The organism is Sellimonas intestinalis, from assembly GCF_001280875.1.
Taxonomy (GTDB): Bacteria; Bacillota; Clostridia; order Lachnospirales; family Lachnospiraceae; genus Sellimonas; species Sellimonas intestinalis.
On the sequence record NZ_LGAJ01000007.1, the window covers coordinates 244,450 to 266,055 of the forward strand.

General features: G+C 42.9%; 23 protein-coding genes. 22 read left to right on the forward strand and 1 reads right to left on the reverse strand.

Annotated elements, in window-relative coordinates; all coding sequences use genetic code 11:
- Window positions 1–12: 12 nt before the first annotated feature.
- The gene (locus tag AOA56_RS08605) at window positions 13–747 is read right to left on the reverse strand and encodes a lysophospholipid acyltransferase family protein (RefSeq protein ID WP_053769462.1); all 735 of its coding nucleotides are present in this window, start codon (window positions 745–747) and stop codon (window positions 13–15) included.
- A gap of 168 nt (window positions 748–915) precedes the next feature.
- Here AOA56_RS08605 and AOA56_RS08610 point away from each other — a divergent pair, with 168 nt between their 5' ends.
- The 22 genes from AOA56_RS08610 (at window position 916) to AOA56_RS08705 (ending at window position 21,512) form a co-directional block, all read left to right on the forward strand.
- Entirely contained in the window at window positions 916–1,347 is a 432-nt protein-coding gene (locus AOA56_RS08610; protein WP_024733652.1) for a protease complex subunit PrcB family protein, read from the forward strand.
- Window positions 1,348–1,358: 11 nt separating this feature from the next.
- Window positions 1,359–2,918 (forward strand): DUF3794 and LysM peptidoglycan-binding domain-containing protein, encoded by a 1,560-nt coding sequence (locus AOA56_RS08615; protein WP_053769463.1) that lies wholly within the window; start codon window positions 1,359–1,361, stop codon window positions 2,916–2,918.
- A gap of 71 nt (window positions 2,919–2,989) precedes the next feature.
- Window positions 2,990–3,904: a 4-(cytidine 5'-diphospho)-2-C-methyl-D-erythritol kinase gene (gene ispE / locus AOA56_RS08620; RefSeq protein ID WP_053769464.1), complete on the forward strand. Its 915-nt coding sequence runs from the start codon at window positions 2,990–2,992 to the stop codon at window positions 3,902–3,904.
- On the forward strand, window positions 3,877–4,569 hold the full coding sequence (locus AOA56_RS08625; protein ID WP_024733649.1) for a GntR family transcriptional regulator: 693 nt from the start codon (window positions 3,877–3,879) through the stop codon (window positions 4,567–4,569). Before ispE ends, AOA56_RS08625 begins: the two co-directional genes overlap by 28 nt.
- Window positions 4,570–4,692: 123 nt before the next feature.
- The gene (spoIIR, locus tag AOA56_RS08630) at window positions 4,693–5,259 is read left to right on the forward strand and encodes a stage II sporulation protein R (protein ID WP_405561937.1); all 567 of its coding nucleotides are present in this window, start codon (window positions 4,693–4,695) and stop codon (window positions 5,257–5,259) included.
- Window positions 5,260–5,303: 44 nt separating this feature from the next.
- On the forward strand, window positions 5,304–6,491 hold the full coding sequence (locus tag AOA56_RS08635; RefSeq protein ID WP_048621305.1) for a cation diffusion facilitator family transporter: 1,188 nt from the start codon (window positions 5,304–5,306) through the stop codon (window positions 6,489–6,491).
- A 12-nt stretch (window positions 6,492–6,503) separates the two neighbouring features.
- Window positions 6,504–7,232, forward strand: a complete 729-nt coding sequence (locus AOA56_RS08640) for an acyl-[acyl-carrier-protein] thioesterase (RefSeq protein WP_053769465.1) — start codon at window positions 6,504–6,506, stop codon at window positions 7,230–7,232.
- Entirely contained in the window at window positions 7,232–8,059 is an 828-nt protein-coding gene (locus AOA56_RS08645; RefSeq protein ID WP_048620998.1) for a CvfB family protein, read from the forward strand. Before AOA56_RS08640 ends, AOA56_RS08645 begins: the two co-directional genes overlap by 1 nt.
- Window positions 8,060–8,412: 353 nt before the next feature.
- Window positions 8,413–8,982 (forward strand): hypothetical protein, encoded by a 570-nt coding sequence (locus AOA56_RS08650; protein WP_048620997.1) that lies wholly within the window; start codon window positions 8,413–8,415, stop codon window positions 8,980–8,982.
- Window position 8,983: 1 nt separating this feature from the next.
- Entirely contained in the window at window positions 8,984–9,736 is a 753-nt protein-coding gene (locus AOA56_RS08655) for a LytR/AlgR family response regulator transcription factor (RefSeq protein WP_053769466.1), read from the forward strand.
- Window positions 9,712–11,031, forward strand: coding sequence for a sensor histidine kinase (locus AOA56_RS08660; RefSeq protein WP_053769467.1), 1,320 nt, complete (start codon window positions 9,712–9,714; stop codon window positions 11,029–11,031). Before AOA56_RS08655 ends, AOA56_RS08660 begins: the two co-directional genes overlap by 25 nt.
- 21 nt (window positions 11,032–11,052) lie before the next feature.
- Window positions 11,053–11,202, forward strand: coding sequence for a hypothetical protein (locus AOA56_RS15865; protein WP_156169244.1), 150 nt, complete (start codon window positions 11,053–11,055; stop codon window positions 11,200–11,202).
- A 60-nt stretch (window positions 11,203–11,262) separates the two neighbouring features.
- Window positions 11,263–14,292, forward strand: coding sequence for a type 2 lanthipeptide synthetase LanM (lanM, locus tag AOA56_RS08665; RefSeq protein WP_053769468.1), 3,030 nt, complete (start codon window positions 11,263–11,265; stop codon window positions 14,290–14,292).
- A gap of 181 nt (window positions 14,293–14,473) precedes the next feature.
- On the forward strand, window positions 14,474–14,800 hold the full coding sequence (locus AOA56_RS08670; RefSeq protein ID WP_024733638.1) for a hypothetical protein: 327 nt from the start codon (window positions 14,474–14,476) through the stop codon (window positions 14,798–14,800).
- Between the two features lie 96 nt (window positions 14,801–14,896).
- Complete coding sequence (locus tag AOA56_RS08675) at window positions 14,897–16,120, forward strand: type 2 periplasmic-binding domain-containing protein (RefSeq protein ID WP_024733637.1); 1,224 nt, start codon at window positions 14,897–14,899, stop codon at window positions 16,118–16,120.
- Between the two features lie 529 nt (window positions 16,121–16,649).
- Complete coding sequence (locus tag AOA56_RS08680) at window positions 16,650–17,141, forward strand: type 2 periplasmic-binding domain-containing protein (protein ID WP_062304309.1); 492 nt, start codon at window positions 16,650–16,652, stop codon at window positions 17,139–17,141.
- A 56-nt stretch (window positions 17,142–17,197) separates the two neighbouring features.
- Complete coding sequence (locus AOA56_RS15870; RefSeq protein WP_156316925.1) at window positions 17,198–17,350, forward strand: hypothetical protein; 153 nt, start codon at window positions 17,198–17,200, stop codon at window positions 17,348–17,350.
- A gap of 42 nt (window positions 17,351–17,392) precedes the next feature.
- Entirely contained in the window at window positions 17,393–17,770 is a 378-nt protein-coding gene (locus AOA56_RS08685) for a hypothetical protein (RefSeq protein ID WP_117533763.1), read from the forward strand.
- Window positions 17,771–17,990: 220 nt separating this feature from the next.
- Window positions 17,991–18,413, forward strand: coding sequence for a hypothetical protein (locus AOA56_RS08690; protein ID WP_024733635.1), 423 nt, complete (start codon window positions 17,991–17,993; stop codon window positions 18,411–18,413).
- 23 nt (window positions 18,414–18,436) lie between these two features.
- Window positions 18,437–20,437, forward strand: coding sequence for a P-loop ATPase, Sll1717 family (locus AOA56_RS08695; RefSeq protein WP_053769471.1), 2,001 nt, complete (start codon window positions 18,437–18,439; stop codon window positions 20,435–20,437).
- Between the two features lie 18 nt (window positions 20,438–20,455).
- Window positions 20,456–20,719, forward strand: coding sequence for a hypothetical protein (locus AOA56_RS08700; protein ID WP_147323252.1), 264 nt, complete (start codon window positions 20,456–20,458; stop codon window positions 20,717–20,719).
- Between the two features lie 40 nt (window positions 20,720–20,759).
- Window positions 20,760–21,512, forward strand: coding sequence for an ABC transporter ATP-binding protein (locus tag AOA56_RS08705; RefSeq protein ID WP_053769473.1), 753 nt, complete (start codon window positions 20,760–20,762; stop codon window positions 21,510–21,512).
- The last annotated feature ends 94 nt before the right edge of the window (window positions 21,513–21,606 follow it).

Consider the following 21,606-nt stretch of genomic DNA (forward strand, 5'->3'; position numbering starts at 1 on the left):
ACCCGTTTATTTCTATACGATTTCTACATTTTTCTGAATGGTCTCTTTGATGATCTGCTCAAAATACGGGGCGAGATGCTTTCTTGTCTCCTTGTCAAGATCCTTCGGGTAGACCGGAGCGCCGTACTCGATGACGACGTGGGTCTTTTTGATCTTAGGAAAGTGAGCCTCAAACATCTCTGCGGTATTGTTGAGACTGATCGGGACGATGGCGCACCCGGTTTTCTCGGCGATCTTAAAAGAGCCCTCCTTAAAAGGAAGAAGGCTTAACTCCTCTCCCGAATTTCTCGTGCCCTCCGGGAAGATGCAGATCGAGATACCGCGTTTGATATAATCAATCGCTGTCAGGATTGTCTTCATCCCTTGCTTCGGGTCGTGACGATCCAGAAACAGGCAGTAAAGATACTTCATCCACGTGGAGAGCAACGGAATCTTCTCCATTTCCTTCTTGGCAACATAGCCGGTCAGACGCTTGCAGCGGGAGTAAGTCAGAAGAATGTCAAAATAGCTTCTGTGATTCCCGATAAAGAGTACCGGTTCATCCGGCACATTCTCAAGGCCGATCACTGTAGTCTCTACGCCAGCGATCCGCAGGATACAACGAAATCCCCACTGGACAATCCGCAGGGAAGAAAAATCCCTCGTTTCCCGGTTTTTCTTTCCGATCAGCCATTCCACGAAGAAGACCGGAATGGAAAGAATCAGGAAGACCACCAGAAAAATGGTGACACAGATAAAGCGAATCATAGGATTAGTTCCTTTCCAAAAAAGTTTAATAGACAACATGTCGAGAAACGACATATCAACAAAGTACTATCATTATACTATAAAAATGCTGGAAAAGAAATCCGGTTTTGTCATTTTTTTCAGGAACTTTGTGTAAGATGATAAAGAGAAAAAGCAGGATCGCATCGTATGGGCAAAAAAGCAGGAAATTTCCGAAAAATCATCTTCTCCTGTACTGCGATACTTTTCCTTTTTTTGGTGGCCGGGTGCTCGGTTACGGATCTTGGAGGGGAGAAGAAGCAGGAACTGGATTTTACGGTCCTGGAAAAGGAAGACATACCAGAGGAACTACAGGCAACGATTGAGGAGAAAAAGGACGAACCGATGAAACTGACATATACAGATCAGGGACAGATGGTTCTCGTCAGAGGATACGGGAAGAAGGAAAGCAGCGGGTACAGCATTGAGGTGAAAGAACTTTACGCAACGGAAAATGCCGTACATATTCGTACCGAGCTTAAAGGACCGGGAGAAAAAGAGCAGGTGATCGAGAAATCGACGTGGCCTTATATTGCTGTCAAACTGGATTATCATAACAGACATGTTGTCTTTGAAGAATGAGGAGGTTCCCTATGGAGTTGGTGAAAAAACAGATTGTAAAACAGTGGAGTGGAAAACCGGTTACGGACCAGTTTCTGATTGATGAGGACTACAATGTGCCGGATAATAAAAAGGATATCAAAAAGGTGATGATCAGTGAGGGCGAGCTGCGGATCGAAGAAATCCGCAAGGTGGATAACTATGTGAAAGTCCACGGGAAACTATTGTTTCACATTCTTTACGTCACGGACGAGGCGGAAGAAAAGATGGCCGAATTGTCCGGTCAGTTTCCGTTTGAGGAGATGGTTTATACCGAGGAGGAGAGGGGTGACTGGCTGATCCGAAGCACCCGGACGGATGTGACGGCGGTGATGATCCACTCCCGGAAACTCAATATCCGCACGATGGCGGAAATGGTTCTTGTACCGGAGACAGGAGAAGAGGGGGAACTGACCGTGGATGTGGAGGGCGTTGACCGATGTTATAAGAAAAAGGCTGATAGGCGGGTTCTGAAAATGCAGAATACTCTTCGGGATACCTACCGCATCAAGGAAGAGATCCGGCTCCCAAAAGGAAAGGAAAATATCGCCGCCCTGCTGTGGACGGATATGAAACCACAGCGGCTGGATACGAAGCTGGTGGCAGACAGCCTCATCGTGGAGGGCGAGCTGTTGGTATTCTGTTTCTATGAAACGCCGGATGAGACACTGAACTGGATCGAGGAACCGGTGCGCTTTGAAGGCAGGATCCCGTGTCCGGGGGCGGATGAGACGATGTACCACCAGATTGACACTGCCTTTACGGATGAGAATGCAGAAGCAAGACTCGATGAGGACGGGGAAATGCGGATCATCGGAATCGAAGCGTCCCTGGAGGTGAAAGCGTCGGTTTTTGAAGAGGAAGAGGTGGAGCTTCTGGAGGATCTTTATTCTTTAAGCTGCAATCTCACCGTCCAGAAAGAAATGCAGGAGTGTGAGCAGCTTGTCATGCAGAATCATCTCAAATGCAGCGTCAGTGAGACACTCTCTCTTCCGGAGCTGAAAGACAATATTTTTCAGATCTGCCATACATCGGGCAGCCTTGAGATTGTCAGAACCGAAGCAAAAGAAGAAGGAATCCAGGTAGAGGGCATCCTCCATATCGGATTTTTGTATGTCAAACCGGATGATGATATTCCGTTTGATACTTGGCAGGGTATGGTACCGTTTACCTGTGTGCTGGAATGTAATGAGATGTACCCGGATGTACGCAGCTCGTTAAACGGCTACATCGAGCAGCTCTCCGTGAATCTCCTGGGTCAGGGAAAAGCTGAGGTCAAGGCGACGGTCTCTTTTAGGGCGTTGGTGCGGCGTCCGGTGTCGATTGAGAATATCGCTGGACTGACTGTGGAGGAGAGATCCATGGAAGAGCTTGCAAAGCGGCCGGGAATTGTGGGGTATGCAGTCAAGGATGGAGATGATCTTTTTGGACTTGCAAAACGCTTTGGAACAACGGAGGAGAGTATCTGCGAGGTGAATGGAATCGAGAAGGAAAAAGGGCTCCAGCCAGGTGAGAGGATATTGATTTTTAAGGAGAATTTGAGTATACTATAAAGAAATGTATACAAAATACATAGTGTCCCATTGGGGCAGAAGAGAAAAGAGTGAGAACAAGGAGAGATTGGATGGAACGGATTCAGCTAAAAGCACTTGGGAAGATTAATCTGGGGCTTGATGTACTTGGAAAAAGAGAGAACGGTTATCACGATGTCAGGATGATTATGCAGACCGTTTACCTGTATGATGAGGTGACGCTAGAGAAACGGCAGGAACCGGGCATCACCGTGTCCACCAATCTCATATATTTGCCGACAGATAAGACAAATATCGCATACCGCGCGGCGAAGATTCTTCTGGATGAATTCGGTGAGAGGCGCGGTGTGGCGATCCACTTGAAAAAGCATATCCCGGTTGCGGCTGGGATGGCGGGCGGGAGCGCAGACGCTGCCGCAGTGCTCTTTGGCATGAACCGGATGTTCGGGTGGAAGTTAAGTGAAAAAGAACTGATGGAACGGGGCGTGACCCTTGGCGCGGACGTCCCGTACTGCATCATGCGCGGGACTGCGCTTGCGGAAGGGATCGGGGAGAAGCTGACCAGACTCCCTGCCATGCCAAAGTGCCATCTGCTCATCGCAAAGCCGCCGATTTCCGTGTCCACAAAGCTCGTCTATGAGAAACTGGACGCATTGGCGATCGTAGACCATCCGGATATAGACGGGATTATCGAAGGTTTAAAGGACCGGGATCTCATCCGGGTGGCCGGATCCATGGGAAATGTCCTACAGAATGTGACAGAGACAGAGTATCCGGTGATTACACAGATCAAGGAGAAAATGATCAAAGGCGGAGCCATCAATGCGATGATGAGCGGAAGCGGTCCGACCGTATTTGGTCTTTTCAAAGAACGAAGTATGGCAAAGAAGACGGCGGAACAGATTCGACAGTTGGGACTTGCAAGACAGATTTACACGACAACCATTCACAATGTACGAAAGAACAGGAGGAGCGATGAATGGAAGCAGATTTCGGAGCAGAAATGAATGAGTATCTTCCGCTGCGAGACGTGGTGTTTCAGACACTGCGTCAGGCGATTTTACGTGGCGAACTAAAGCCGGGAGAGCGACTGATGGAAGTGCGCCTTGCAAAAAAGCTCGGCGTCAGCCGGACTCCGATCCGGGAGGCGATCCGGAAGCTGGAGCTTGAGGGGCTGGTGCTGATGATCCCAAGACGGGGAGCGGAGGTCGCGGAGATCACAGAGAAGAGTATGAGGGACGTGCTTGAAGTCAGAAGAGCCCTGGAGGTGCTGGCGGTAAGCTTAAGCTGCGACCGGATTTCCGGGGAGCAGATCGAAGCGCTCAAAGAGGCGGCAGAGGAATTTGACCGGTCCCTGACCTCGGATGATGTGACAAGGACCGCAGAAGCAGATGTCCATTTCCATGATATTATTTACCGCTCGACAGACAATCAGAGGCTGATCCAGCTTCTGAGCAATTTGGGTGAGCAGATGTATCGTTACCGGGTGGAATACTTAAAGCACAGGGAGTTTCACCCGCAGATTTCCAGGGAGCACAAGGAGCTCATCAGCTATCTGGAAGCTGGACAGAAGGGGCAGGCGGAAGAAAAGATCGCCGTCCACATTGACAAGCAGGCCCAGGCCGTCCTGGAGACGATCCGCCGGAACAGAAATCCGGAAAAAACAGAATAAATCCCGGAGATCCGGCAATACTCCTGTTAAATTTCAGATGAAAGTAACGGGAGGAAAGTTTGGATGATGACGGAGAGAAAACGAAAATGGGTGATGGCAGTTTCGGCTGTCATCCTTTCTGCGATGCTGACTGCCTGTGTCTGGCGTACGGAGACGGTCAGTGCTAAGATGGAAACGGCACAGAAGCACATGGCGGAGGAAGTGCTGCGCTTCCATGTGCTTGCAAACAGCGACAGCAAAGAGGATCAGGAGCTGAAGATGACAGTCAAGGATGAGGTTGTATCCTGGCTCGAAGCAAAGATGGACTGTAATAGCCTGGAAGAGACCAAGAACTTTATCCGAAGCCATTTAACCGGGATTGAGGAGGTGGCCGAGGAGACGGTTCGAAGGGAAGGATATTCCTATCCGGTGCAGGCAGCTTTGGAGTGGACAGACTTCCCTGAGAAGAGCTATGGGGACGTCACTTTTCCGGCAGGTTCCTACGAGGCACTCCGAATCCAGATTGGGGAAGCCAAAGGCCACAACTGGTGGTGTGTGCTCTACCCGAATCTTTGTTTTATCGACAGTGTCCGGGCAGTCGTACCCGAAAAAGGGAAAAAGCAGCTCAAGCATGTTCTGACAGACGATGAGTACGATATGGTAACGGCGACCTCAAAATTCAAAGTGAAATGGTTTTTCTTTGGGTCGTAGGAGGGGCTCTAAAGCTTCAGAACAAAAGACGAAAGGGAAAAGGAATGACAGAATTTTTAGTAAGACGGTTTGTCAAAAACTATGAACATACAGAGACAGTAGCAGTACGTACAGCATACGGCGTACTGGCGAGTATGGTGGGGATCTTTTGCAATGTCTTTTTATTCCTTGTGAAAGGAGCGATCGGCATTGTGCTTCACAGTATCTCTGTCACGGCGGACGCCTTCAACAATCTCTCGGACGCAGGCTCGTCGATTATCGGGCTTGTAGGCGTCAAGATGGCGGAAAAGCCAGCCGACGAGGAGCACCCGTTTGGACACGGACGGATCGAGTATATTGCGGCGCTTATTGTGGCTTTCATTGTTCTGGAGGTAGGATTTACCTTTCTAAAAGACGCCATTGGAAAAATCCGGCAGCCGGAGATCCTGAAATTTAACACAGTGTCTGTGGTGATCCTGATGTTTTCCATCGGAGTTAAGATCTGGCTTGCTTTCTTTAACAGGAAGCTGGGCAAAAAGATCAATTCCAAAGTGATGATGGCGACGGCAGCCGACGCAATGGGTGATGTAGCGACGACGACGGCTACGATCCTGTCCGTTTTATTTTTCCGGGTTACGGGAATCAATATTGACGGCTTTGTAGGGATTGGCGTCGCTCTCGTCGTGATGTGGGCGGGCGTTGGTATCGCAAAAGATACTCTGGAACCCCTCATTGGTGAGGCAGTGCCGCAGGAGACATGTGACGAAATTACGAAATTTGTGGAATCCTACGATGGAATTGTAGGGACCCACGATTTGCTGGTACATAATTACGGACCGGGCAGAAGCATGGCGTCTATTCACGCGGAAGTACCAAACGACGTCAATATTGAAGTGTCTCACGAGGTCATCGATAAGATTGAGCGGGATGCCAGAAAATATCTTGGGACCTATCTTCTGATTCATATGGATCCTATAGAGACAAAAGATCAGGATGTAATTAAGGTAAGAAAAAAAGTGGAGGATATCGTAACACAGGCAGATCCGGATGCAAGCATCCATGATTTCCGTATGGTCTCAGGAGAACACCGTATCAATCTGATCTTTGACATGGTGCTTCCTCACGGGTATGATAAAGAAGAAGAGAACACATTGCAGCGTCTGGTGACAGAAAAAATCCATCGTCTGGACGAGCGCTATCAATGTGTCATTACAATGGAAAAGAGTTTTGTGGCAGAATCAAAAGAAAAGTAAGAGAGGGATCATATGTACGAGATTAAAACAAGGGTACGGCTTAGCGAAGTATCGGCGGACGGATGCATGACTCTGCCGGGGATCATCAATACATTTCAGGATGCCAGCATCTTCCAGTCGGAGGATCTGGGTGTGGGGACGAAATATCTTGAGGAACACAAAAAGGCATGGGTACTTTCTTCCTGGCAGGTAGAAGTACGACGCTACCCGAAACTGGGGGAAACCGTCAGCACATCTACATGGGCCAGTGGATTTCATGGATTTTTTGGAGACCGGAATTTTATTATGCAGGATAAAGATGGTGAAGTCGTGGCATACGCCAATTCGATCTGGGTCTATATGGATCTGGAGGGCGGCCGGCCGACCAGGCCATCTGAGGAAGAAGTCACCCGCTACGGAATGGAAGAGCCGTATCCAATGGAGTACGCGTCCCGGAAAGTAGCGATGCCCCAAGAAGGAATTAAAGGCATTCCGGTCAAAGTCCGGAAGTACCATATTGACACAAACCATCATGTTAATAATTGTCAGTATGTCCAGATGGCAGTGGAGCTTCTGGAGGAAAACGGCGTGGAGACGGACTTTCAGAGTCTGCGCGTAGAATATAAGAAATCAGCTGTTTACGGAGATATCCTTTATCCTGTGTACACGACAGAAGGCGGCGCGGCAACGGCAGCGTTGTGTGATAGGGATGGGAAACCATATGCGGTGATTGAGCTAAAGCATAAAGGAGAACAAAAGTGATGAAATTGGGTGAAAAACAAGTATTGATGATGGAGAAGGAAGTGGATTTCGGCGTATATCTGGGGACGGAGTCAGAGCATGTCCTCCTCCCGAAAAAGCAGGTGCCAAGGGGGCTGGAGCCCGGAGATCCGGTGGAAGTATTTTTATATAAAGATTCCCGCGACCGGCTGATCGCGACAACCAACGAACCGAAGCTCACTCTCGGCAGACTAGCAATACTGGAAGTCATCGACACCGGGAAGAATGGAGCATTCCTCGACTGGGGACTGGAGAAAGATCTTTTCCTCCCGTTCCGTGAGCAGACGACACCAGTGAAAAAGGGCGACAGCATACTCGTAAGTCTCTACATTGACAAGAGTGCGCGTCTCTGTGCGACTATGAAAGTGTATGAGAAACTTTCCTGCGATTCTCCGTATCAGAAAGACGATATGGTAGAGGGAATCGTATATGAACTCAGTGACCGATTCGGTGTGTTTGTGGCTGTGGACGGCAAATATTCCGCACTGATCCCGAAACGCGAAGTTTATCATACATACCGGGTGGGCGAGACGATCCGGGCGAGAGTAGCCGCAGTCAAGGACAATGGAAAACTTGATTTAAGCGTGCGGGAAAAAGCCTTTATCCAGATGGATGTGGATGCGGCAAAACTCGTGGAATACATGGAAAAGAACGGTGGACGTATTCCATTTACAGACAAGGCGTCTCCGGAGACAATCCGCGGCGAATTTGAGATGAGCAAAAACGAATTCAAACGTGCGGTGGGACGGCTCCTCAAGGAGAAAAAAATCGAAATCCGTGAAAAGGATATTGTAATTGCAGGAAAATAAGCTATACTAAAGATAGACAAAATAAAAAAAAGGAGATCATCGCTTACGAAAAAGAAGATATCGATAAGCTCGTATCCTTTATGATTTAAGGCTTTGAAATCATGGCGAATTTAGTCTTAGAAGAACAGCAGATCATACTATAAGGCGAAAGGCGAAACTTTCGCCTTTTGTCGTTCATGGGGACGATAGAAATGATTTCTGTCGTAGCTTTCTAAAAGGAATTCAGGGACAAAAAATGGTAATTCATGGTCAGAAAGACGAAAATACTCGAAAAATGTAGTACAATCCCCCATGGGGGAAAAGGGAAATGGGAGGATAAAAGATAGTTAGCCCTGGGAGAAGGAGTAGACAGAATGAAAGAGACCAACGTGGAAGTCGAAGGGATCAAATTGGCTGTCTCAATGTTCCGTAAGACAGATCCGAAGCGATGCCGGGAAGTCCTTCTTGAGAGTATCCGATGGCTGAAAGACCGTTACATACGTCTGGGAGAAAAGGAGGATCTGCAAAAAGCCCTTCTCCATATTCAGGCATACGGTGATCTGGGATTCCCATATCAGGATGTTGAGACAGATCTGTTAGAGATCTTTGACAGCCTGGGGGCTAAAAAGGAGGTGAGAAAGGCGTTCCGGAAGCTGTTCTGTGAAACGATTGTCATTAATAAAAGCGTAATCAACCGGCTCCTTGGGAGCTGGAATCCGGCCCGACAATCTATGCGTATTGGGGATGCGGTCAATGACATTATTCAGAAGGTGACGAAAAAAGAAGAAGGCACCTATTTGTATCATTGCGGAAAACAGCTTGCACAGAACGGGGAAGACGGTCTGTGGGAGCATACATTCCGACTCAGGATACAGGATGGCGAGGCCATTTTCCACAATGTAAATCAGAACAGATATTATCTGCTGATAAAGGAGGGAAAATAAGATGTTTAAGATCGTGATCGTTGATGATGACAGACAGATGCAGGCTATCATTCGGGACAAAATCAAAGAGAAAACAGATGCATTCAGAGACGCAAAAATTCAGATCTTTTCTTCTGCGGAAGCCTTTCTGGCAGAGGCCAAACAGGAAGAGCACGGAGAAGAGGGCGATCTGTTCTTTGTAGATATTGAGCTTGGAGACGGCATAACAGGACTGGAGTTCGGACGAATCCTCCGGAAGAAATATCCGAACCGTGGACTAGTATTCCTTACATCTCATAAGGAATTTGCCATGGAAAGCTATGAGATTGAGGCGGACCAGTATATCCTAAAAGAGCAGATGGACAAACGACTTCCTGGAATTCTGGAAAAGTTGATGTACCGTCTGGGTGCTGAGAGAAATCAGTACAGGATGCTGCGGAACGAGGACGGAGAACAGAAAATCTATTTCCGTGAAATGATCTGTATACACAAAAGAAAGATGGGAAAATATGCTGAATTTGAGATGTTCCAGGGTACCTTTCGGGAGAGGATCTCTCTTGACCGGCTTCTGGAAGAACTGGACAGCAAGGAATTCTTTCTCGCAGACAGAAGTAATATAATCAACCTCCGCAATGTCCAAAGTATAAGGGACAATGTTATCTGTCTGGAGGAAGGACACACCTTGGAGCTGAATCAGTACCGGATAGAAGCCGCGAAAAAGAGGATCGAGGCTTACTGGAGGGAAAGAATATGGAACGAGCAACCCACATCATAATCTTGACTCTGATCTCATGCTTTGAGATCTGGATGTGTTATCAGATCCTGTACCGGACTGTGCTGGAGAAACGGTATTTGCAGACCTGGCAGAAAATCCTCATCTGGGGAAATATCCTGGGGATGGGGATTGTGCTGGGTGTAAACAGAGGAATATTTTTCTTATCAAGTGCTATATTGTGGCTTTGCATTTTCTATACAATAGTAGTAGCAGTGATTTTAAATGTGAAGAGATGGCATCTTATTGTAGAAATTGTAGGAATTTATTATCTGTTTGTAGCATTATTAGACCTTTTCTTTGCTTTTTGCGGAATAGCGATTGGAAATGATTTTTATCAAGTGTTTTCTGCATATAACTATTCTGGAGAAAAGTGCATACTTTTCATTTTGTCCCGAATAAGCATTATATCTATTTTGATTTTCTTAAAGAAAGAGAGAAAAGGCGAAATTATAGTTGAAAAAGCACAAACATTTATGCTTGTTACTATGGGGATTCTAGTGGTTATTGTAACAGGATATCATTTCCTGATTTATGATATTTTGAACGGATTGTCAGATGTTAGTGGATGGAGTGCGGCCTGCTCCTTACTTGCGATCTTTGTCGTTGTTGCATTTTGCTTAGGAATTAGTTGGAAAAACCAGAGTCTGAAACAGGAAAATCAGATTCTGGAAGTCAGAGAAAAACTGGAACTGGACAATATGCGGGATATGATGAAAGCATTAGAGCAGAACCGGATTCAGGTACACGATATGCGTCACCATATGATTATTCTGAGAGAATATGCATTGAAAAAAGAGTATGAAGCGATCGAAACCTATCTGGATCAGTTACTGGAAAGCTATGTAGAAGTTCAGGAGGAAAGATGGACAAGAATCCGGAATCTGGATATTCTGTTAAGTGAAAAGAAGAAGGAGGCTAATTTGGAGAACATCCGGTTTCAGATTGAAGCGGATGTCCTCCAAAGTCTCCCATTCAAGGAGACAGAAACGAGTGTTCTCTTTGGAAATCTTCTGGACAATGCAATAGAAGCATGTAAAAAGATGAAGACAGAAACAAGATGGATCCGGGTGGAAATCAGACAGAGGAAAGGATTTCTGTTTTTTACGATTGCTAATTCGATCGGGAAACGTCCGCAGGAAAAGGATGGGGAATTTGTCTCTGATAAAGAAGACAAAAAAGTTCATGGTTATGGATTGAAAAGTATCCGACGTATTGTGAAGAAATACGATGGATCCTTTCAATGTGATGTAGTAGAAGAAGAGGTCAAGATCTCGATTTCTTTTTCCAATAAGTAAAGAGAGAATAGGAGAGAACCTATGAAAGAAAACAAAAATTTAGAATTTGCAGGAGATTTATTGGTTGAGATGCAGGAAGTGCAGAAAATAAACTGCTCAGATAATGTAGTAGACAGAGGAAGAACATATACACTTCAATGTACAGCCTTTTTAACAATCTTTTGCTGCTAGTCAAACAAAACAGGATGTTCCTTGGGGCATCCTGTTTTTTAAAACAAAGGAGGTGTAAAAGTGTCGGATACCTATTTATCAGAACGTATTTATCAAAATATAGATTCCAGTAAACCAGAAAATGTAGAACGGACGCAGTACTGGAATCACCTTCTGGGAGAGACGACGGTGGAGGAACTCCGGGAACATAATAGGGCGTTTGTGATGTATCTACAGGATGCTCCATTCGAAGAAAAACAGGAGGTGGACAGAGGATTCCTGCACATTTCGTTTCAAGAAGAAAGAGGAAATGCGGATTCCGTACGCAGAGAGATCGGGGAGAAAAAGCTGTTCTTTGCAGAATTTTATAAAACTTTTTTAAAAATTGGAAAACGTGAGTTGGAAAGCAGATGGAGTTGGCTGGGAGAAGAAGTGGAGGAAATGTTGTATGAAGCATTTGAAGATGTACTGGCGATTCGGTTACAGAACATTGCTCTTCGCACACTGATTGCTGAATTACATTCCTACAAACAGAAAGGAAACTTGAGCGGAGAAACTTCTGAACAGGAGTATGAGAGCTTTTGCAAGATTTGTGGAAGCCGTGAGTTTTTCGGCCATATTTCGGAGACGTATCCGGTTCTTATCAGATGTCTGAAAGAATGTACAGAAAAGACGATCTGTTATTATGAACAGGTAATGCGATGGGTCATTGAAGATCGAGAGAGTCTGTCCTGTTTGTTTGGGAAAGAGAAGGATTTGGGGAGTATTGTAAAGGTAGAGTCCGGCCTGTCCGATTCCCATCACGGCGGGAAAGAGGTATTAACTATCTATTTTGCAAACGGAAGTCAGATCCTGCTCAAACCACGTTCTATGGAAAACGAACAGTTTTATCAGAAATTACTGGATTGGATCGGAGAGCGAACAGGGACAGATCAGTACTTTTATCCGATTTTGTCCGGCAAAGATCATAGTTGGTGCCAGATTGTGGAATACAAGCCGTGTAATTCGGAGGCAGAGTTGCACCAGTATTATCAAAGACTTGGCGAACAGCTTTTTCTCGCCTATCTCTTGGGAACAAATGATATTCACTTTGAAAATCTGATCGCCTGCGGGGCATATCCAGTTATGATCGATCTGGAAGCCCTGGTTCATAATTCCAGAGGGCGAAGTGAGGAGTCTATTCGGGATACAGTACAATCCCATCTCTGGGAGTCTGTATTAGCTACCGGAATTCTCCCTTCCTACACATGGAATAATGAGGGAGAAGGGATTGATGGAAGCGCTATTCACAGCAAAAAAGGGCAGAAGCTTCCTTTTAAAATTCCAACCGTCGCAAAAGGAGAGACCTCTGAAATGTATGTCACTTATCGGGAAGGCCATTCCTCAGAAGGAAAAAACCTAGCCCATGCAAAAGAGGGAATGGAAGATCTGGTGCTGTATGTGAATGATATTTTGGAGGGATTTTCCACAGCGTATCAAGCCGTGGAAAAAGAACGAACGATTTTTGAAAAGGAGCTTCGGAAAGGAACAGAGATTCAAAGCCGTACAGTGTTGATGCATACACAGCGGTATACGATGCTGCTGAACAGTTCTTACCACCCGGCGCTTTTAATGGACGGAGCGGATCGTGAGATTTTCTTGTCTGCTATTGGTCAGGGACGATGGGAGCAGGACGAGGAAATTGTAAAGGAAGAAATCGGTTCTCTGCTTCGGGGAGATATCCCATACTTTTCCTTTGCTATGGGAGAGAAGGATTTGTCGGCGGATGGGAGAATTTGCGTGCGGAATCTGTATGACAAAACTGCCTGTGATCGGATCGTAAAGCGATTGCAAGGTTTATGTGGCAAGGATCGAAAGAGGCAATGCGATTTTATTCAGACGTCTGTGGAATTGATTCCGGAAAACAGAAGTGGATTTTCTAATAAAATTTATCCCGCAAGCAAGAGTCCTGCAAAAAGTCAAAAAGATATGATCCAGGAAAATATAAAAGAGCTGACTGAACGACTTTGTGATTATGCGATATGGAATCCCCGGAGAACAGAAGTGAGCTGGTATGCACTTCGGTTTGCAAGTTCCGGAAATTATGCATGGGAAATAGAACCGATGGGCGTCTATTTTTACGATGGATGGAGCGGACTGTTACTTTTGACGACAATGATCCAGGCAAATCAAAAATTAAAACGGGTTGAAGAAATCCAGACAGCGTTGAAGAAGCAGGTCTTTCAATACACGGACAACGGGCTGGTATCATTGAATCATTTACAGTCTCAAAATACCGGAGCATATACCGGGGAAGGATCTTTGATTTATGCTTATCTGAATTTATATCGACTGACAAATGAGAAAGTATACCTGCAATATGCCGTTAAACACGCTGGAATTGTGTCGCAAATTCTGGAAGAAGATTCCTGCTCAGATTTATTAGGAGGAAAAGCGGGAGCGGCATGGGTGTTTCTGCAACTCTATCAAGAGACACAAAACCAGAGGTATATCCAGGAAGCGGAGCGCGCTATCTGTTTGATGTTGCCTCAAATGATTAAGACTGAGTGTGGAGTTGGTTGGAATCCGGAGAGTGTCGATGTCCCGATCGGAGGAATGGCGCATGGAAATGCGGGAATTCTGATGCCGGTCCTTGTTTTATGGGAACTTACAAAAAAGAAAGAGTACGGATGGCTGGCAGAAAAGATCTGGGAATACGAAGAGTCGTTGTATCGGGAGGAGACCGGAAACTGGATGGATATCAGGGATCATAGCGATGAGGGGGAAGATACCGTTGCATGGTGCCACGGGGCAGCGGGGATTTTGTTGTCAAGACTCTGGTGCTACGAAAAAATTACCGATTCAAAGTGGAAAAAGCGTTTAAAAAAAGATATAGACAGAGGGTATCAGAAAACGTCCGCGTTCTGGAAACGGGACAGTTGGAGTTTGTGTCATGGGAACAGTGGAAATCTATGGATTCTGAACCTGGCAGATCAGGTGTTGGGAAAGAAGAGAAAAGAGAGGGGAAACTATGAAAAAATCCGGCTTCTCCCACAGGAAAGGATGAATCCAGGACTAATGGGAGGATATGGGGGAGTATTACTGCATTTGTTAGTTAAATTAATAAGATAAAATTTAATGGACTGAAAAAATAGAATCATGGTCATGAAATTGACAGATAATAATGCGGAATGTAAAATTTAACTATAATATTAAGAACGGGGAATGATAGATGGGAAGAGGAGGAGAAGCCAATGGTTTTGTAAAGAAAGGTAGGATAATGGGAACGAGATAAAGAAAGGAGATACAATTTATGAAAAAGAAGTTTAGAAAAGTAGTTGCTGTGATTTCAGCAACTGTAATGGTTCTGGCTATGGGAGTTGTTTCCGTTAATGCATCTGATATTCAGCCGAGGGCAATGCTTTGTCCGAATTGTGGTTCGGCAATGACAAACGTACGTGAAGTTTTTCAGACACGTGTTATAGAAGTTAAGTGTACACATGGATATCTGCATGGTACGGATAGCCTTACTCAAAGGAAATATCAAGATACACCAACCTGTCCTACCTGTCATTTGAGAGGGAATCCTTCCTATACAGGGTTTATTACTGTATCAACAAAATGCGGTGGTTATAATTAAGCCTATTATTTGCAGTAAAAAGTACTAATTTAAGGAGTTGTCTGTTTTTAACAGACAACTCCTTGCTTGAAGAAAGGATTAAAAGGGGGTGATTTTATGAGAAAAACCGTTCTTACGCTTGCTTTTTTTATTATATTATCATTGAGCTTATCGGGATGTGATGAAAAGAAGGAAGAAAAGCTTGTTCTGACAATTTTGACAGAAAGGGAGTATGAGGACCAGGTAAAGGTAGCACGTCATGGATTTAATGAGAAATATGATGATGTGGAAGTAAAAATTCAGACGCTCTCTGAGGAACCTGAAACGAGAGAAACACAGATTCAGAAGCTAAGAACACAGATTGTAGCAGGAAAAGGGTACGACGTATATATTTTAAACAATTTACGCTATGGATCCGGAGAACCGTTGGATGAACTGCCTTTGTTTGACAATCCTTATAAAACAATGCAAAGTGGCGTCTTTTCGCCTTTAAATGATAATATGAATCAGGATAGTTACTGGAAAGGAACAAGCTACTTTGATCCTCTTTTAAAGGCTGGGCAGTATGAGGGCAAGCAGTATATTCTTCCACTTTCTTTTGAGTCAGAGCTGTTTCTATCAAATACAGAGGGGACAGGAAATCTGAATGGGAAAACGCTTTTAGAATGGTTGGAATACGCCGACAGCTCGCAAGATCTGGATTTACGGGGGACGATGGCGCAGCAAGCTTTACATGTGAAGGGGTGGTATCAGCCGGCGGCAGATTATGAGAAGAAAGCCATACTTTTTGACGAAAAACAGTGGGCGGATTTTTTTGTTTTAATGGAACAATTCTGTACAGAGTATTTTTCGGAATCGGTCGACTGGTATGGTGAAATGACAGTAAAGGGTATTACGAATGAAATCAAGAGAATGGAAATTGTGCCGGATTTGCAAGGGAACCGGATAATGGAGGTTCAGGCCTTCGGAGCCGTTGGCATGTCAAGTGACACTAAACAGGACGCATACCGGTTTTTGATGCTGTTTTTGAACCGTCAGACAGAAGGATTGGAAGATGGAATAGGAGGGCGTGATAATCCGGCTGACCAGGAGGCCATAAAGTGGATGCTGAAAAGATCAGGCTTATCTGATGAGACGATAGAAGAGACGATGAAGATACTGTCACAATTCAATCTGGCCTATTTTTCCACGAAAACAGAAAGTATGCTACAGACTTCTGTAGATCAAGCGGAGCGGGAGAAAAGATGGGAGGTCACCAAAGACTGGGAAGATTGTAAAAAAACAGGTGCGGAAATTGCGGAGAAAGGACGCAGGAACTACGAAACACAGGTGAAAGAGTAAAAGCAGGGGGGGAACAGGTAAGCGATATTCATAATCGTTTAACTGACAGGGACAAAGGAAATAGAGATGATTTTGTTAATGAACTCACCAAAATGTAAACCCCCGGATGGTAGTCCGAGGGTTTTTATTTCTTCACGGTGGAATCACGCTGAGGTTAGTGGTAATTGCCATCGCTGTCTAATCATTTGATGATAAAAATCCACCGCCATCCTTTCCAACAGAGGGAGGGTTGGGATCTTATTAAGTACCCCAATAACTCAAAAATTAATTTGTATATAAATGATTTTTATTATGTAGATGTAAAATTTAAATATAGAAAAGATATTGACATACATAAATAGTTAGTTAATAATAGTATAAATAGAACAATATAACACTCAATTATGTAGATAAACAAGATTTACCTGAAAATTATTAGAGAATTAGGAATTGATATATGGAATATAAGTGGCAGACTGATACCATATATAAAAATACCAAGGAGGAGACGGTAAATGAGGAACAATAAGGGAATAAGAGTGTTAATGATTTGTGTATATTTGGCTTTGGTAATGACTGGATGCATGGGGAGAAGCACACGGATAAAAAGGCAACATTGACCGTACTTACGGAACAGGCATTTGAAAGTACAGTACAGATGCGGGCGAGCGCAATGGAGGATGAGAATGAAAATCTGGATATTCAGGTTGAGGTATTGCCTCTGGATATGACAATCCGTGAAAATGAAATTCAAAAATTGCAAATTGAACTTATGGCTGGGAAAGGGCCGGATCTCTATGTGCTGACTGCTCCTATGGAGATGTCAACAGTGGAACCTGATTTGTTCGATAATCCGTATCAGATTATACAAAGTGGTGCGTTTGCCCCGTTGGACTCCTATATGGATGAGGATTCCTATTGGAAAGAGGGAAGTTATAAAAAGAATTCTTGGAGGTCGGGAAACATGGCGGCAAGCAATATCTGCTTCCCCTTACCTGTTCCTATTACGTTCTGGCAGGAATACAGGATATCGATATTCTAGAGGGGAAATCGCTTGGAGAATGGCTGGAGTACGCAAAACTATCTGAAAATCTGCCATTGAGACAGTGTATCATAGAGGGACTGTCACAATTTGGAGGACGTTGGTTTCAGCCGGCAGTGGATTATGAGACGGGACAGGTACGATTTGACAAGGAAAAATGGAAACAATTTGGTGAAACATATTTTGTGGCACTGAAGAAATTCCGGTAGCAAGAACAATATACCGAAGAGCCGACGTACCGAATCAGCCATATGAACGAAGTGGATTTGAGCAGCGAGGAAACCCATTTTCAAGTGATGCCGGATCTAGATGGGCGAAAAATGGCGGCGGTGTCCGCTTATGGTGCGGTTGGTATGTTAAGTAATAAGAAAGAAATCGGCTATAACTTTTTGATGGGATTCTTATATAATAAAACAGAAGATGGGAAATGGACAGAAGAGGCAAAATTACAGGGAATCCCAGTACAGGAGGACTGTCTTAATTTCATGCGGTTTCCGGATGAACAGATGGAGGCTGTACGGAAAGGGTTTCGTGAGATGGAAGGAGCGTATTTTATTACGAATGTGGAAAAGAACATGCGGGATGCACTGGTAGAAGAAAATCAAGTGGGACTGCCGGAATGGGATTAAAGGAATTTGTCAATCGTATTGCTGAACAGGCATGGACGGGCTTTGAAATCCAAGTGAAGGAATAACCGTATAGGGGTCAGGAGATTAAAAGGTTTTAAACCCCTGATATAAATTTGTAAAAAGTTATATATGTAAATTGTTGAATAAGTATATGTAAAATTTCTTGTTATAATTTGTACACGAATATATAATATATGTAAGGAAAATGGGGGATTTGTTTTTGGAAGATAAATATAAACATTTGGAAATGATACAAAATATTATACAAAGAATGGCTACTAATTCTTTTATGCTTAAAGGGTGGGCGGTTACGCTTATAGTAGCTATTTTTGCTCTTGCAGACAAAGATATGAATCAGAATTATTTTGGGCTTACATATATTCCAGCTATAACTTTTTGGTTTTTAGATTCCTATTATTTGCAGTTAGAAAGAAAATTTAAAATGCTTTACGATATTGTTCGACAGAAGGCAGTAGTGGAGTTTGATTTGAATATACAGGATATAAATTATAAGAAGACAAAAGATAAAAAATTAAGGTATTTAAACTGTTTATTTGCTACTTGTGAGTGGTTATTTTATATGCCGTTAATGATAATATTGACATTTATATTTCAACAGCCGATATTATCATTTCTGAAATGATAAATAGCAGGGAGGATGAAATTGTGAAAAGTACATGCTATTTTTCGTACTGTTGGGATAATTCAACAGAAATAATGGAATATCTAAAAAAAGAAGTAGAAAAAAAGTCTGGTGGGAAAGTACAAGTTATTTTCGATAAAAAAAGTTTTATGTGTTCTGAAGATTTTATTAAGAGAGAAAAAGAAATAATTTCATGTGATTCTGTAGTTGTTTTCTTTTCACCAGAGTATAAGAAAATAATTGATAAAGGGGACATAACAAGAGGGGTTTATCGGGAATATCAACTGATCAAATCTAAGTTGAAAAAAGAAGAAGATTCGATTTTGGAGGTTTTGATTAAAGGAACTCTAAAAACGGCAGTAACAGAAGATTTCAGTAGCAAAATAGCGGTAGATCTTTCTAAGGGGAATGTCATTATAAAAGCAAAAAACGGGAAAAAAGTAGTTAATACTATGTATAGGACAGAAATGACTAATTTAGTATCAACTATTATAAGCAAAACATTTTCAGCAAGTAGAAGAAAAGATTATGATTTTAAATCAAAAGAAGAAATGTATGAAAGTTTGTTTTGTGATACGAAATCTAATGGTAAATTGCCAAAAGAATGTATGTTCAAAACAAATGCATATACAAGTATAATGTCTCAGAGATGTACATTTATTATCGGGAGAAAAGGAAGTGGAAAAACTACTTTTTTTGAAATTCTTGAGAAGTATGATGAAGGAGAAGTTAAATTCGCAGATAAATATAAAATATTAAAGCCTATTAGTGCGGATTGTATTGATATATATCAAGTGTATTCAGTTTTAGAAAAATATAAAGATGATAGAAGACTTTTTTCAAGATCTAAAATGTTGCAGTTGTTTTGGAATGTATACATCTATTTGTGTGGTATATACATAGTCTGTCTGGAAGAAGAAGAGTGCAATATCAATGATGATAGGCAGCCTATTTTTCATCAAGTGGGAAATAAACTGAAAAGGATTTTTAATATTAATAGTTTTGAAGAAGATAATATTCAGGAAACTATATTTACACAATGCGTGACTTTTTTTGAAGAGTTCATTAGTAAATATATCATAGATTATGCGACACCAGAGGCATTTGAGGCCTCTATGGTAGCTAATTTTACTGTTCAAAATGTATTTAGAAAATTTTTAGGAAAAAAACTGTTTTCAAATTTTCAATTAGCTATAGCAAGATGCAAAAAAAGGATTATGATTGCTTTAGATGGATTTGATACTTTAAGTGAGGATTTTCGTATAGAGACAAATTTCTTATTACAAAAAGAGAATGAAAAAGATAGAATAGAAGGTGAAAAAAGGGCGGAATTTGAAAGACTATTTTATAGAAGTATGGTTAGAGCTGTAGAAATTATGAAATGTTCAAAAGATCCATTAGTACAAGATATACATTTTTGTATTGTTTTACCTAAAGATAGGTTGGATCAAATTGAAACGGCAGATCGGGATATTTCTAAAGTTAATTTTACAGATTTATCTTGGGACGCAATTGAGTTGCTGGAGGTTGTAGTTCTCAGATTAGAATATATTTTTAGTATTCCCCATAGATCAGATATGGACTTATGGGAAAGGCTTTCAGTTATAATGAAGAAACATCTACCGGCGATACCTGAGGAGGTAGGTATAGAGATCAATGGAGCAGTGATAAATATTCCCCTGTTTGAATATCTGTTAAGGGTATCTTTTTGGAGACCAAGGGATATTCTGAAATATTATGCTTTATTATACAATGCTAATCAGAATATGGCTAATCCAGAAGCGAATAAGATTGATATGCAAACAATCAAGCTGATTATAAACAATAAGGCTGATGATATTATTAAAACAGAATTTCTATATGAGTATGATAAGGTGTTCCTAAATATTAGTAAAGTTTTACTTGAATTTAATGGAAAAAATATTATTTTAACAGGAAAAGAGTTATTTGATGTGTTGTCAAAGGTATCATTTATTACGACGTTTGCATTTGACTGTGAACAGATACTTAACAAGATTAGCTGATTGTATGAACTAGGGGTGTTGGGACTGAAAATTCCTGCAAAATTGATGAGAATGAGAGGCATAGGAAGTGAATGGTGCTTTTCGTTTAATGAGGGCTTAAAGCCTTTGGAATTATTAGAATATGGATTTTCGCCAGAAAATACTGAGATTAAATTTGTATTAAACCCTATTTTTAGTAAAAAATTGGCATTGGTATTTAATACTAATGAGGTTGTAGGCGTATTTGGCAAGGAATATCTTGTAGATAATCATGCAAGGAAAATGGCAATTAAAAGATTTTAGTAAATTGTCATTGGCGTTTATTTAGGAGGAAAAGCAGGTAATGCATGTATTAGAAGTAAAAAATTTAATTCGGAATTATCAGAAATCAGCACAGAAAAAGAGCGGGGAGGATATCAAGGTTCTGAAAGGGCTGAATTTTGCTGTAGATGAAGGAGAATTTGTCGGCATCATGGGGAAATCCGGTTGTGGGAAGACGACCCTGCTGAAAGTTCTGGGTATGATCGACAAGCAGACAGACGGAGAGGTTTTCTTCATGGAGCAGAATACGACAGAACTTTATGGGGATAAGCTGGCGGATATCCGCAGGACGCAGATCGGATTTATTTTCCAGGATTTTTACCTGATGGACAGTCTGACAGTGGAAGAAAATATCATGCTTCCGATGATCCTGGGGAAAGAGAGCGTGGATGTGATGACAAAGGCTGCCGCAAAGTACGCGGAGCAGTTTGAGATCTCCCATCTGCTTAAGAAGAATCCATACGAATTGTCCGGTGGGGAGAAGCAGCGGGTGGCCATCTGTCGTGCGCTGATCAATGATCCAGACCTGATACTGGCGGATGAGCCGACCGGAAATCTGGACTCTAAATCAGGGAAAATCGTAATCAATGCGTTGAACCGGATCAACCGGGAGTTTGGCAAGACCATCGTCATGGTAACACATGATCCGCAGATGGCAAGTAACTGTAGCCGGATCATCCTCTTAAAGGACGGAGTGATCCTGGATAATTTGGAGCGCGGAGAGGATCAGGAAAAGTTTTATCAGGAAATCATCGGCCGGATGGCGGATTTATAATATCAGAAATTATACAGTATACGACGGGAGATGGTGTACGTGCTGAACAGCATCTCCCGTCCTTTCTGTGGGGCGGATTAGAGATTCGTACTCA